At 67.0% G+C, this 13,101-nt stretch carries 14 protein-coding genes; 8 read left to right on the top strand and 6 right to left on the bottom strand.

Going from position 1 to position 13,101, the window contains the following annotated elements; translation table 11 throughout:
- Positions 1-65 precede the first annotated feature (65 nt).
- Together GOC52_RS20940 and GOC52_RS18055 are read left to right on the top strand one after the other, a co-directional pair.
- Complete coding sequence (locus tag GOC52_RS20940) at positions 66-266, top strand: hypothetical protein (protein WP_029550896.1); 201 nt, start codon at positions 66-68, stop codon at positions 264-266.
- 122 nt (positions 267-388) lie between these two features.
- A complete protein-coding gene (locus tag GOC52_RS18055; RefSeq protein ID WP_043397553.1) occupies positions 389-739 on the top strand; it encodes a VOC family protein in 351 nt (116 codons plus the stop codon).
- A 15-nt stretch (positions 740-754) separates the two neighbouring features.
- Here the strand turns inward: GOC52_RS18055 and GOC52_RS18050 are convergent, their stop codons facing one another.
- Positions 755-1,375 (bottom strand): TetR/AcrR family transcriptional regulator, encoded by a 621-nt coding sequence (locus GOC52_RS18050; protein WP_029379742.1) that lies wholly within the window; start codon positions 1,373-1,375, stop codon positions 755-757.
- Positions 1,376-1,501: 126 nt separating this feature from the next.
- On the opposite strand from GOC52_RS18050, the gene GOC52_RS18045 reads away from it, so the two are divergent.
- Complete coding sequence (locus GOC52_RS18045; RefSeq protein WP_043397555.1) at positions 1,502-2,974, top strand: MFS transporter; 1,473 nt, start codon at positions 1,502-1,504, stop codon at positions 2,972-2,974.
- A gap of 10 nt (positions 2,975-2,984) precedes the next feature.
- On the opposite strand, the gene GOC52_RS18040 is transcribed toward GOC52_RS18045, so the two are convergent.
- From GOC52_RS18040 to GOC52_RS18030, 3 genes are all read right to left on the bottom strand, one after another.
- Positions 2,985-3,290, bottom strand: coding sequence for a KGG domain-containing protein (locus GOC52_RS18040; RefSeq protein WP_043397558.1), 306 nt, complete (start codon positions 3,288-3,290; stop codon positions 2,985-2,987).
- A gap of 135 nt (positions 3,291-3,425) precedes the next feature.
- On the bottom strand, positions 3,426-4,100 hold the full coding sequence (locus tag GOC52_RS18035; RefSeq protein WP_010481273.1) for a CerR family C-terminal domain-containing protein: 675 nt from the start codon (positions 4,098-4,100) through the stop codon (positions 3,426-3,428).
- On the bottom strand, positions 4,093-5,349 hold the full coding sequence (locus GOC52_RS18030) for a M24 family metallopeptidase (protein ID WP_010481275.1): 1,257 nt from the start codon (positions 5,347-5,349) through the stop codon (positions 4,093-4,095). Before GOC52_RS18030 ends, GOC52_RS18035 begins: the two co-directional genes overlap by 8 nt.
- Before the next feature lie 204 nt (positions 5,350-5,553).
- Between GOC52_RS18030 and GOC52_RS18025 the strand changes: the two genes are divergently transcribed.
- Positions 5,554-7,038 (top strand): DUF4434 domain-containing protein, encoded by a 1,485-nt coding sequence (locus tag GOC52_RS18025; protein ID WP_043397560.1) that lies wholly within the window; start codon positions 5,554-5,556, stop codon positions 7,036-7,038.
- Positions 7,039-7,043: 5 nt separating this feature from the next.
- Here GOC52_RS18025 and GOC52_RS18020 read toward each other — a convergent pair whose 3' ends face one another.
- Positions 7,044-7,508 carry a MarR family winged helix-turn-helix transcriptional regulator gene (locus tag GOC52_RS18020; protein WP_043397563.1) on the bottom strand — a complete coding sequence of 155 codons (465 nt, stop codon included), beginning with the start codon at positions 7,506-7,508 and terminating at the stop codon, positions 7,044-7,046.
- Positions 7,509-7,558: 50 nt separating this feature from the next.
- Between GOC52_RS18020 and GOC52_RS18015 the strand changes: the two genes are divergently transcribed.
- The 3 genes from GOC52_RS18015 (at position 7,559) to GOC52_RS20845 (ending at position 12,203) form a co-directional block, all read left to right on the top strand.
- Positions 7,559-8,470, top strand: a complete 912-nt coding sequence (locus GOC52_RS18015) for a S41 family peptidase (RefSeq protein ID WP_191850068.1) — start codon at positions 7,559-7,561, stop codon at positions 8,468-8,470.
- Positions 8,471-8,568: 98 nt separating this feature from the next.
- The gene (locus GOC52_RS18010; RefSeq protein ID WP_049480185.1) at positions 8,569-9,462 is read left to right on the top strand and encodes an NAD-dependent epimerase/dehydratase family protein; all 894 of its coding nucleotides are present in this window, start codon (positions 8,569-8,571) and stop codon (positions 9,460-9,462) included.
- 209 nt (positions 9,463-9,671) lie between these two features.
- Positions 9,672-12,203, top strand: coding sequence for a methyl-accepting chemotaxis protein (locus tag GOC52_RS20845; RefSeq protein WP_191850066.1), 2,532 nt, complete (start codon positions 9,672-9,674; stop codon positions 12,201-12,203).
- Positions 12,204-12,281: 78 nt separating this feature from the next.
- On the opposite strand, the gene GOC52_RS18000 is transcribed toward GOC52_RS20845, so the two are convergent.
- Entirely contained in the window at positions 12,282-12,668 is a 387-nt protein-coding gene (locus tag GOC52_RS18000) for a DUF2628 domain-containing protein (protein WP_191850064.1), read from the bottom strand.
- A 213-nt stretch (positions 12,669-12,881) separates the two neighbouring features.
- Here GOC52_RS18000 and GOC52_RS17995 point away from each other — a divergent pair, with 213 nt between their 5' ends.
- Complete coding sequence (locus GOC52_RS17995; protein WP_167345305.1) at positions 12,882-13,052, top strand: hypothetical protein; 171 nt, start codon at positions 12,882-12,884, stop codon at positions 13,050-13,052.
- Positions 13,053-13,101: the final 49 nt, after the last annotated feature.

Genomic DNA, 13,101 nt, shown 5'->3' with positions numbered 1-13,101 from the left:
TCTCCGGGAAACCCCGCTACCGTGGCCCGGCCTGGGCTCACCAGGCTTATCAAGGAGTGATGTCGATGCGTACTTTCAGGAAAATGATCGTAGGTGCCGTGTTCGCCTTGGCCTGCAGCGGTTCGGTTGCTGTGGCCGGGCCGATTCCGCCATGCGATCTTCCCTGTTGGAAGGCTTACCAGGCCTGTTTGTCCGGTGGCGGTGATGCGATGGAATGCCAGTACGAATACGATCGTTGCGTCATGGATCGCTGCGGCGCTGTGTAAGCAGTGGCAGCAGGACTGATGACGAGCCCCGTCACCGACGGGGCTCTTCTGTTTCAGCGCAGCCCGCTTGCAGGCCATGCACGCAGCGGCGAGGATGGGGAATCGCATCGGAGCCGCTGCACATGGCCGTCAAACGTGTCGTCGCCAACATCGCCACGCCTGATCCTGCGCGTGCCGCAGTGTTCTATGGCGAGCTGCTGGGCATGCCGGTGGTGATGGACCACGGCTGGATCGTCACCCACGGCGGCGAGGGCAGCGCGCTGGCGCAGGTCAGCTTTGCCAGTGAAGGGGGGTCCGGCACCGCAGTGCCGGATCTGTCGATCGAAGTGGACAATCTGCAGCAGGTACTGGAGCGCATGCGCGCGGCCGGCATCCCGCTGGAATATGGCCCAGCCGATGAGCCCTGGGGCGTGCGTCGCTTCTTCGTCCGTGACCCGTTCGGGCGGTTGTTGAACATCCTCGCCCATAGCTGAGCGACAGACGGTTCGTCAGCGCCGCTTGGCACCGGCCGGTGGCACGCCGACCATGCGCAGGCAATCGGCCTGCACGGCTTCGATGAACGCATCGGCATCCTGTGCCGGTGTGGCGATCAGGTCGTCGGTAGCGCCGTGCACGCCGGCGTAGATCAACGAGGCGGTAACCTGCGGCGCCGGTAGCTGCCACAGACCGGCGGCGTTGCCCGCTTCGAGGATGCCCAGCAGTTGCTGCTGGATTGCGTTGCGTTCGGCGTTGCCGCGCTGATGATGGTGATGGTTGGCGTACACCACATCGTGCAGTGCATGGGTGCGCACGTAAAGTTCGATGTTGGCGCGGATCCAGGCGCGCAGGCGTGCTACGCCATCGCCTACGGGGTGCTGCTGCACGGCCTGGTCGACCGCTTCCATGAACTGCCGCGTGTAGCGTTGTGCCAGCGCCTGCAGGATCTCGGTGCGCGAGGCGAAGTAGGTATAGAAGGTGCCCTTGGCCACATCAGCCGCGGCGACGATGTCGCTGATGGTGGTGGCGTCCACTCCCTTTGACAGGAACAGTGCCTGCGCGGCGTCCATCAGTTCTTCCTGGCGGGTTTCCGCAGGCTTGGTGCGAGGCCTGGCGACAGCTGGGGTCTGCATGGTGGGCAAGGTCCGGGTGCGACGGTGGCCATTCTAGCTGTCCTTCGGCATTGACTGACCGTCGGTCATTGACCGACGGTCAGTCAGTGGCTACGATGCGCGCACGTCCTCCCCCGGGATCCACACATGCAGCGTTTCCAACGTCCGGCCCTGGTGTTGGCCGCCTACCTCGGCACATTCCTCGCCTCGCTGGACATCAGCATCGTCAACGTCGCCCTGCCGACCCTGCAGCAGGCGTTGCACACCGACATGGCCGGCCTGCAATGGGTGATCAACGCCTACGCGATCGCGTTGTCGGCGTTGATGCTGTCGGCGGGGCCGCTTGGGGATCGTTACGGTCATCGGCGGATGTGGCTGCTCAGCGTCGCCACCTTCACGCTGGGGTCCCTGCTGTGCGCTTGTGCCGGCAATCTTGGAACCCTGGTGGCCGGGCGCGCAGTGCAGGGCATCGCGGGCGCATTGTTGATTCCCGCCGCAATGCCGATCCTCAGCCATGCGTTTCCCGATGCGCGCCAACGTGCACGTGCGATCGGAGGCTGGTCCGCGTTCAGTGCGCTGGCCCTGGTGCTTGGCCCGCTGCTGGGCGGCGTGCTGGTGCAGCGCGCCGGATGGCCCAGCATCTTCCTGATCAACCTGCCGTTGGGCCTGCTCGCGCTGGCGCTGGGCGTCTGGGGAATTCCGGAGCGGCGGCATCCGCAGCACGCCGCACTGGACCCCGCCGGGCAGCTGCTCAGCATCGTCGCGCTGGGTGCGCTGAGCTATGGCCTGATCGCGATCGGCGAGCATGGCCTGCTGGCGCCGGTGACCCTGCTGGCGCTGGGCGTCGCAGCCGCCGGACTGATCCTGTTCGGCATCGTTGAACGCCGGGTTGTACGCCCATTGCTGCCGCTGGACCTGTTTGCCGACCGCCGCTTCGGCATGTTCAACCTGGCATCGTTCGTGCTGGGCTTCACTGCCTATGCCAGCCTGTTCTTCCTGTCGCTGTTCTTCCAGCAGGCGCAGGGCCACAGCGCTGCGCAGGCCGGCTCCCAGCTGGCTCCGCAGTTCCTGTTGATGGGGGGCGTCTCGCTGTTGTTCGGTCGTCTGGTCGCCCACCTCGGGCTGCATGCCGCGCTGGTGCTGGGCTACGCCCTGGCCGGGATAGCGCTGTGCGCGATGGCCACGTTCGAACCGGCTACGTCGCGTGCTTTTGCCAGCGCTGTGCTGGTGCTGCTTGGCATTGGCATGGGGCTGGCAGTGCCGGCGACCGGCATGGCGGTCATGGCCAGCGCGCCGGTCGAGCGCGCGGGTATCGCCTCAGCCACGATGAACGCGTTACGCCAGGCAGGCATGAGCCTGGGCATCGCGCTGCTGGGCAGCTTGATGGGCCAGCGCGCCGTGCAGCACTTCGCCGTTTCCGCGCAGGCGGCCGGGCAGCGGGGGCTGGTGGCACAGGCGCGCGAACTCATCCTGCAACCAAGCTCGATGCACGCCGCGCCGCAGACACTGGCGTGGTATCGCAGTGCGATGGCCAGTGGTTTCGGCTGGGCGATGGCTGTGGCCGGTGCGCTGGTCCTGCTTGCTGCGCTGGGTCTGTATCGCCAGCGCGCACCGGCCTGACGCGCAGCGGTCAGCCCTGCTGGCGTTGCGGGCCCTCTGCCGTGCGTTCGATCTCGTGTGGCTGCTGTTGCTGCTGGCGCGCATTGGCGTGGCGAGCGTGTCCACCTTCACGACCGATCGCGGCCATGTGCTGGCGGTTGCGGCTGATCGCCTCGCCGCCCTTGCGGCCTGCGACACGTGCTTCGGCCGGACTGAATTCATGCGCGTTGCCGGACGCATGTGCTGCACGCCCGCCCTTGGCAGCGATCGCGCGCTGCTTGGCCTGGTCCATTGATGCGAAGCCCCGGTTGGAGCTGCGCGGGTTCTGCTCAGTCATGTGAAATCTCCTGCGGTGTGGGCGTCGCCTTCGTAGACGACGGCCTCCATGCTTGGCCATCGCACGCTAAGTCCAGGTCGCCATCTTCGCCACGGTTTTCACGCGCCCTGCGCACGGGACCGATCACGCAGCCATTCAGGTGGGCGCTGCCTTCGCTGCAGCCAATGCCATGCCACCGACCACCGCCGCGATCGTCTCTACGTCTGCCAAGGGTGCTCCCTGGTTCAATCTGGCCTGCAGAGCGCCATGGGAGACGGCGAAGACGATCGCCTGCCCGAGCAGGGCGTGGGTACGCAGCAGCGTCTCGACGCTGGTTGGTTCGCTGCCACGCAGGCACGCCACGCACGCGGCCAACGTGGTGTGCAGGGGTTCGAACAGCGTACGGTGGGCGCTGGCGAACGCGGCCGTCGGTTGGATCTGTTCGCGCGCCAACAGCAGCGTGCGTGGCCCCGCATCCGGTGCCGACAGCAAGGCATGGACAAATACCTGCATCAATTGCTGCAGCTGCTGCGCGGCCTGCCGCACGCCAGTCGGCGGTGCTGCCGGCAGCGGCAGTCGTTCGGCAATGGATTGGGCACAGCGCTGCAGCACTGCGGCATACAGTTCCTGCTTGCCGCCGAAGTGATATGGGATGGCCGATTGGCTGCAGCCAGCCATGTCCACCAGCTGGCGGGTACGCACGCCCTCCACGCCGAACGCGCTGAACAGCTGCAGCCCCGCGTGCAGCAGTCGGGCTCGGGTCTGCCCGCTGCGCGTCTCGGCCGCGCGCCGCCGTGCCGGTGTCTGCAGGTGGGCGATGAACTCAGGCATCGGCCTGCATCAACCGTGTCGAGTTTTCATTCAGCGCGGTACCCGCATCCGTGCCGACGATGACCGTACCGCCGATGTTGGCCATGTGCCGGCCGAATGCACAGTTCGGTTCGAAGGCGAAGCACATGCCGGCCTGCAGGGGCAGTTCGCGCCCGACAGTCGGCAGCGGCGCGATGTGCGCATAGCGCGCGGCCTCCGGCAGCGCTTCGATGCCCGGCGCACGGCCAAAGCCAACCGGTCCATAGGGGTTGAGGCTGTGGACCAACGGATGCACGTGCCAACCCCCCGCCTCCAGCAGGGGCGCTTCCATCGCGTCGACGACGTCGCCGAAGGTATTGCCCACGCGCAGTGCAGACAGGCCCGCTTCGTAGCTGCTGCGGGCGACAGCGGCGGCGCGATGGATGTCGTCGTGTACCTCGCCGATGGCAACCGCGGCCTGATGCTGTGTTTCCATCAGCCCGTACAGTGCGAAGATCTCCGACAACACCAGGTCACCATCGCGCAGAATGCGCGGCGGCTGTGCACGGTACTGCCAGGCGGGCGGTCCCCAGCCTACATACTCGGGACCCGAGCCGAGCAGCACCTCGGCGGTATAGCCTCCCAGCGAGAAACAAGTGGCGGTCACTGCGGCAACCAGTTCGGCTTCGGAAACACCGGGGCGAGCGGTGGCACGCAGCGCCTCGCTCATGGATTCACCGATCCAGGCGGCATGCGCGATCAGCGCCAGTTCCTCCTGACTCTTGACCGAGGCGCGCTGGAAGAACGCACGATACACCGGTACGAATTCCGCGCCCGGCACTGCCGCCTGCATGCCCTGCAGGGTGCGCGCAGGCATCGCGCCGTCGAAGTAGAACGGCGGATACGGCTCCAGCCCCAGCACGCCGATACGTGCCGAGTGCAGGCCACACTGCTGCAGCCAGCGGCCCACCTCCTGCCCGGATTTGCCCACCCACAGCTGTTCGGGTGCGATCCATTGCAGATCGCCGCGCAGGCCGGCCTGCAGGTGGTCGGCAATCATCAGCGAGGCAAAGGTGAACACCCGGGGGGGCTGGTCGCCGACGAACACCACGATCGAGCCGGGCCGGTCATTGGTGAAGTAGCAGTCTGGCGAGAAGCCGGCGGGCGCGGCGGCTTCCCGGTCGCCATGTACAACCAGGGCATCGAGGCACTCACCGGCCATGATGTCGCGGGCCAGCGCCCAGCGGCGGTCGCGTTCCATCAGGCTGAGCGGTGCGGGCGGCGTGCGCATGAGAGGTACTCCAGGGGAAGGAGCGCGCAGGCTCGATCACGCAGATGAATGAATCAACCGCTTGAATCGACTTTGCATGGGCATTGCTGCGGGAGCAGTGGAAGTCGGCGCCTGCGCAGCGCTGCAGGTGATCGTGGCGTGCTGGCCGCTGTTGATAGGATGAGTGACAACGCCACTCGCCTGGCCACGACAGGGACGTAGAAGATGAACAGGATTGGATTGATCGCCTTGCTGGCGTGTGCCGGCTCCGTCCATGCAGGTAACCCGCTGTTGTCCGGCAGCTTCGTCCACGTCGGCTATTCGGCCACCGACGAACAGCTGCCAGCCGCGCAATTGCCGCTGTTCCTGGATGAACTGCAGGACCTCGGCAACGACACGATCATCCTCGGTCAGGTGCGTGCCACCCGTGCCGGCGTGGGATGCGCCAGCGGTGTGCAGGATTTCGAATGGATTGCCGGCTTTCCCGGCAAGCTCGGCACCGTGCTCGATGCGGCAGCCGCGCGCGGCATGAAGGTCGTGGTGGGCACCACCTACAGTTCGGGGCAGTGCGCCACCTTCTGGCAGGGCCAGAATGCAACGGCCGTGGCACAGGATGCGGCGCAGTCGCTGGCGCAGCTTGGCCAGCAGTACGGATCGCATCCGGCGTTCGCCGGCTGGTACATCACCGACGAGCCGGCACAGGTGCCGATTGATCGCGCGTCGTTCTATCGCGCGATCGTGACGGCGCTCAAAGGCAGTACACCCTCGCGGCCGGTGATGGTGGCACCCTACCTGGCGTCATCCAGCGTGGATCCGGCCAGCGTGGGCCGGGCTGCTGCACAGTTCCGCACCGCCACCGGCGTGGACGTGCAGATCTGGCAGGACGGCATCGGTGCTGCCTCGCATGCCCGATTGTTCCAGTGGGATCGCGCGGGTCATTCCACCGAGGCGTACTACGAGGCGCTGTCGGCGGCGCTGGGTGCCAGCGGCCTGTGGGCCGACATCGAACTGTTCAACCATGGCAGCCCCTTGTTCCTGGAGACCGGCAACGGGCTGTCCGGTGCCTATCGCTCCGCGTCGGTGCAGCGCATCAACCAGCAGTTGTGGAGTGCGCGTTCGGCCGGCAAGCGCGTTGCCTGGCTCAACCAGTACCACATGTCCGAGGTGGTCGGCCCCGGCCAGGGGTATGGCGAATCGCCGCGGATGATGAACACCTATCGCGGGTTGTATGGCCTCGGTGCGTCCTACAGTGTCGATCCGGTGCAGACCACCTACAGCTACAGCACGGCGCCGGACGCAAACTATCCCGACAGCACCGGGCATGAACTGTTCGATCGCCGGGTGGGGGATCCGCGCAACCCGATGGATGCCGGCTGGGTGGGCGTGCACGGCAACGTCAGCATCACCATCGACCTCGGCCAGCGCCGGCGGGTGGACTGGATCGGCCTGCACACGATGACCCGCCCGGCCTGGGGCATCGTCACGCCGACGTCGGTGGAGGTGATGTGCGCTGAGCCGGGCTCTGCCGCAACCCGCATCGGCGTGCTGTCGGCGCCATTCACCCAGGCCGGGCTGAGCGGTTCGACCGAAGAGGAATACGTGCTGGGCAATGCCGCGCCGCTGGCCGCGCAGTGCCGCACGCTCGAGCTGCGGTTGGCCAATGGCAGCTGGACCTTCCTCAGTGAAATCGAGATGGCAGCCGAACAGTAGGTGCCTCAGCGCTGGGGTGTGTCGCGCAGTCGCTGCGCGAACGGCCGCTGCTCAAGCGCCTGCAGTGCGCCGCGCAGCACCTGCTCCAACGACTGTCCAAGATCGGCATCGAGGCTGCGCGCCGCGCGAGCCGTGGCCTGCCACTGCGTCTGCAGCGCCGGCAGCGCCTGCAGTGCGCGCGGGCTCAACTGCAGGATGCGCTCACGGCTGTCTTCACCGACCGCAGCGTGCAGCCAGCCGTCGCGCACCATTGCTGAAACCGTCTGGCTGAGTGCCGAATGGCTGAGCCCGCAGGCCAGTGCGAGGTCCTTGATGCGGCAGGGGCCCTGCGCCATCAGCGTGCGCAGCACCGGGGTGTAGCGCGGCCGGTAGTCCAGCTTCAGGTCGCGGTAGGCCTGCTCGACCGCCGGGTCGAGCTGGTCGAGCAGGGCCCGCAGCAGCGTTCCCAGGGAGGCATGTTGGAGATCCATGGTCGCGATGATATATAAGCACTTACATATCATCAACGTGGAGTACGGTCATGGTGGTTTCGTGGATGCTGGGCGCGCTGCTGGCGGCGTCCTGCCCGGCCCAGGACGCGGTGCTGCAGGCGGCGGCCACGGCGATACAGGCGCAGTACCTGGACGTGGCCGAAGGCGCGCGCATTGCCGAGGTGGTGCGCGGCTGGTCCGCCCAGCAGCGCTATGCGGACAGCTGCGCGGACCCGAAGGTGTTCAGCGCACGCCTGAACCAGGACCTGGACGTGTTCGATGGCCACTTCCATGTCGAGCGGGTGGATGCCAGCGCCGGCCAGGATGACTGGCTGATGGCCTGGCGCGCGGATGCACGCAGCAATGGTGCGGGCGTGCGCGAGGTGCGGGTGCTGGAAGGCAACATCGGCTACCTGCGCCTGAGCACCTTCTATCCGCTCGATCTGGCCCGGCCGAAGCTGGCCGCGGCCTTCACCCTGCTGGCCGACACCGATGGCCTGGTGCTCGATCTGCGCCAGAACGGGGGGGGTGATGACGGCAGTGCGGACCTGCTGGTGCGGACCCTGCTGGCGGCGGAGATCACCCAGGTGCAGTCACTGCAACAACGTGGCCAACGCAGTCCGGTACCGTTGCCACCGGCGAGCCTGGGGCTGTACCTGAAGCCGCTGGTGGTGCTGATCGACCGCCGCACCGGCTCGGCCGCCGAATTCGTCGCGTACTCGCTGCAGGCGCAGGGGCGGGCACGTGTCGTTGGGAGTCGAAGTGGCGGCGCGGCACATATGTTCGATGATCCTGTGCTGCTGCCGGATGGCTATCAGATCAGCATTCCCGACCGGCAGCCGATCAACCTTCGTACCGGAACCAACTGGGAACGTACCGGGGTCACGCCTGATGCGGCAGGCGGTGACGATCCGCTGTTCGTCGCCCGGCAGCTGCTGGCCCGATCGGCATCGCCAAAATGAACGCACAATTGCAACCGCGCCCTATCGCAGACGACATGCAGCGTGCCTAGAATCGAAGCATCCCGGTAGTTCCCGGGCGCTTCGAGTGAATGGACTCAATGAAGATTCTGTTGACCGGCAGTTCCGGGCGGATCGGGCGTGCGATCTTCGGCGCGCTGGCGGCGGCCCACGAAGTGGTGGGGCTGGATCGCAGCCCATTTGCCACCACCCGCATCATTGCCGATGTCACCGATCGTCAGGCCGTGACGCGGGCGGTGCAGGGGGTCGATGCGGTGATCCATACCGCCGCCCTGCACGCACCTCATGTCGGCCTGGTGCCGGATGCGGTATTCCAGCAGATCAATGTGGAGGCGACCGCACACCTGTTGCAGGCTGCCCGCGAGGCCGGTGCACGCCGCTTCGTGCTGACCAGCACCACGGCGCTGTATGGCCATGCGGTAGTGGCGGGCGGATGCCGCTGGATCGATGAAGATACCGAGCCGTTGCCGCGCACGATCTACCATCGCAGCAAGCTGCAGGCAGAGGCGTTGGCCGAAGCCGCTGCGGCACCGGGCTTCAGCGTGCGCGTGCTGCGCATGGCCCGCTGCTTCCCCGAGCCACCGGAGCGGATGGCGATGTTCCGCCTGCACCGCGGCATCGACGCGCGCGACGTGGCCAGTGCACATGCCGCGCTGCTGCACGATGAGGGCGCTGCCTTCGCACGCTATATTGCCTGCGCACCGACACCGTTCCTGCGCGAGGATTGCCTGGAACTGGCGACCCAGCCCCGCCGGGTGCTGGCCCGCCGCGCCCCGCTGCTGCTGGCCGAGTTCGAGCGCCGCGGCTGGCCGCTGCCGTTGAGCATCGACCGCGTCTACGACAGTGCACTGATGCGCAGCACACTGGGCTGGCAGCCGCGCTTCGGCCCGGACGACGTGCTGCAGCAGTACGCGGCTGGCAGCATCGAGGTGTTGCCTCGGGCGCAGTGGATCAAGGATCGGGTTGCCGAATAGGACGGAACGGGGCGGGTTCCTGACCCGACCCTGAGCAGATTCAGGAATGTGCAGGCGGAGCGCCTCAACCTCGTTCGCAGGCGGCCGCTAACCCGGTGCGCTTCCTGCGCCGGGCGGGTCCCGGCGGCCGGTGGCCTGCGCGACGGATCGCGCACCTGCGCGGTGCCCTCGCGGTGCCGGTCGTCCTGAACTGCCTTGCGGACCCTTCCATGCCTTCTCCCCGTTCCGCCGCTGCCCGCCGCCCGGGCAGCATCGCCCACAAGCTGATGCTGGGCACCGCTGCGATCGCGCTGCTGTGCTTCGGCCTGACCGCGTTCCTGATCTACCGCCAGGCCAGCGCCAGCCTGATCGATGCCTCGCGCCAGACCATGGCCAGCGAAGCCACCGCCGAAGCCCGCCAGGTCGCGGCGGATCTGGGCACCGCCTTTGCAAGCAACGACGCCATGGTCGAGGCCGTGCTCGCCCAGCGTGCGCGGGGTGACGCGCCTGATCGCGCCAGCCTGGCGGCCGTGCTGGGCGAGCAGCTGCGCAGCCATCCAGAATGGCTGGGCAAGAGCACCATGTGGGAAGCCGACGCCTTCGATGGCAAGGATGCCGAGTTCGCCAATGCCGAGATGCACGATGCCAGTGGCCGCTACATGAGCTACTGGGCCTGGCATGACGGCAAGCCACAGCAGTCGACCATGACCGACTACACCGAAGCCGCTGACGGCTCGGCCGACTGGTACGTGGTGCCCAGCCGCGACAAGCTGCCCAAGGTCAGCGAGCCCTACGCCTACGACATCGCCGGCCAGCAGGTGCTGATGAGCACGTTGAGCACGCCGATCGTGGAAAACGGCACGTTCCTCGGTGTGTTTACCGTGGACTTCTCGCTGGCGGCGCTGCAGAAGCACCTGGCCACGCTGAAGCCGATGGGCGCCGGGCGCGTTGAACTGCTCTCGCCGAACGGTGTGGTGCTGGCCTCGGCGAACGCCGCCGAGATCGGCAAGCCGCGCAACGACGCATTGACCCGCAGCATGCTGGCCGACATCGCCGCCGACCGCCGGTTCGAAGCCTTCACTCCGGATGCGGCAGGCAACGTGCGCGTGTACGTGCCGCTGCGCGTGGGCGACGCGCCGCAGCGCTTCGCGCTGGGCGTGGTGATGCCACACGCGGTGATCGTGGCCGAGGCGCGCCAGCTGCTGTGGCTGACCCTGCTGGTTGGCGTGGTAGCCGCGCTGACGCTGAGTGTGGGTGTCTATGTGCTGCTGCGCCGGTTGGCGATCCGCCCACTGGCCGAAGCCGTGCGCGTGGCCGGCGACGTCGCCGCAGGCAAGCTGGACAGCACCCTGCCGGCACGCAGCAACGACGAAGTGGGCCGCCTGCTGGACGCGATGCAGGGCATGCGGGGTCAGCTGCAGTCGGTGATGGCGGCGCAGGCGGAGATGGCGCGTCGCCATGACGCCGGCGAAATCAGCTACCGCATGGACGCCGCGGCGTTCCCGGGCGAGTACGGCCGGATGGTGGCCGACAGCAACCAGCTGGTGGCCTCCAGCAACGCCGTCACCCAGCGCCTGGTCGAGGTGATGCAGCGTTATGCGGTGGGTGACCTGAGCGTGGACATGGAAGCGCTGCCGGGCGAGAAGGCGGTGTTCACCGCTGCGATGGCCACCACCAAGAGGAACCTGGCGGCGATCAACGATCAGATCCAGCAGCTGGCCGCCGCCGCCGCCGCCGGCGACTTCGCGGTGCGCGGCGACACGCTGCGCTTCGACCACGACTTCCGCCGCATGGTGGAAACCCTCAACACCATGATGCAGGTCAGCGACCACAACCTGGCCGAGCTGTCGACGCTGCTGCGCGCGATCGCCGCAGGCGATCTCAGCGCACGCATGCACGGCGACTTCCACGGTGTGTTCGCGGTGATGCGCGACGATGCCAACAGCACCGTGCAGCAGCTGACCCAGATCGTCGGCCAGATCCAGCAGTCGGCGGCCAGCATCCGCCTGGCGGCGGGTGAGATTGCCGCGGGCAACAGTGACCTGTCGCGCCGTACCGAGCAGCAGGCAGCGAACCTGGAAGAGACCGCGGCCTCGATGGAGGAGCTGACCTCCACGGTGCGCCAGAATGCCGACCACGCGCTGCAGGCCAACACCCTGGCCGGCTCCGCAGCGGGTGTGGCCAGCGAAGGCGGGCAGGTGGTCAGCCAGGTGGTGCAGACCATGGAGCAGATCGAGGCCTCGTCGCAGCGCATTGCGGAGATCATTTCGGTGATCGACGGCATCGCGTTCCAGACCAACATCCTGGCGCTGAACGCGGCGGTGGAAGCGGCGCGTGCCGGCGAACAGGGACGTGGATTCGCCGTGGTCGCCAGCGAAGTGCGCGCGCTGGCCCAGCGCTCGGCAGGTGCGGCGAAGGAGATCAAGGAGCTGATCGACGCCTCGGTGGCGCAGGTCGGTGCCGGTGCGCAGCTGGTGCACGGCGCGGGCCGCACCATGCAGGAAATCGTTGGCCAGGTCGGTCGAGTGAACGAGATCATGGCCGAGATCTCGGCGGCCTCTCGCGAGCAGTCGGCGGGCATCGAGCAGGTCAACCAGACCGTGGTGCAGATGGACGAGACCACCCAGCAGAACGCCGCGCTGGTGGAGGAAGCCAGTGCCGCCGCGCGTGCGATGGAAGAACAGGCCGAGCAGCTGGCGGTGGCGGTCTCGCGCTTCCGCCTGCAGGCCGAGCCGGTGGCCACGGCTCGCCGCGCGGCCTGATCCCGCAAACGAAGACGCCCGGCGGGGGCCGGGCGTCGATTGCATCCTTGCCGCGCATCCCTGCGCAGTTCTGAGGGCTCAGAACATGCCTTCAAACGGGTTCCAGCTGGTGCGTCCTTCCACCTTCTCCAGGTAGTAGCTGTAGTTGGTGCTGGAGGCGACGAGCAGGTTCATGGCGATGAACAGCATGCGCCCCACCACGTCCGGAAGGAACATGGTGATGATGGCGAGCACGATGTTGATGCCGATCAACACCAGTGCCTTGCGCCACATGCCCAGGATCAACAGGTAGATGGCGCCGAAGAACAACGCAAAGAAGTTCAGGTTGATCTTCAGGCGGTCGCCGAAGGACAGCGCCTTCCAGGCATGCTTGAAGCCGGGATTCTTGGGGGCGCCGTGCTGGCGGAAGAAGTTGAAGCGGAACTGCCACTTCGGGCTGAACTGGGACAGGTCAGTGGTATTCATGGGAAACATCCCTGTTGGAAAACGTTTTCATGATAGGACAAGTCCTATTCAGGATCCAAGCTTCGGCGTCAAAAATGTGACGCCCGCCTTGTTCCTTGTGGTGCGGCGGGGCGCCGCACCGTCACCCATCCGCCTTGTTTTTAGGATAGGGTGCGCAGTTCCGCTGCTGCCCCAGCTGAACCCGGGTGGCGGCGGGATGTCCATGGAGGTTGCATGACCACACCTGCTACACCGGAAAACGCACCGGGACCGGTGCTCCTGCCGACACCTGAAGTGGTGCAGGCTCAACAACTGCTCGCACGCCAGCAACTGGCGGTAGCGATGGACCGTGCACGCACGGCCGCTACGCAGAACGCGGCCGCGGCGGCGCTGGAAAGCGAGTAATCCGCAACACCGCCGATCGCGCTGGCGTGCTGCCAGCGCGATCGCGGCG

The sequence above is a fragment of the Stenotrophomonas sp. SXG-1 genome (assembly GCF_014083965.1).
GTDB lineage: Bacteria > Pseudomonadota > Gammaproteobacteria > Xanthomonadales > Xanthomonadaceae > Stenotrophomonas > Stenotrophomonas geniculata.
The sequence above is the reverse complement of the archived record's forward strand: the minus strand, read 5'-3'. Positions and strand labels throughout refer to the sequence as shown.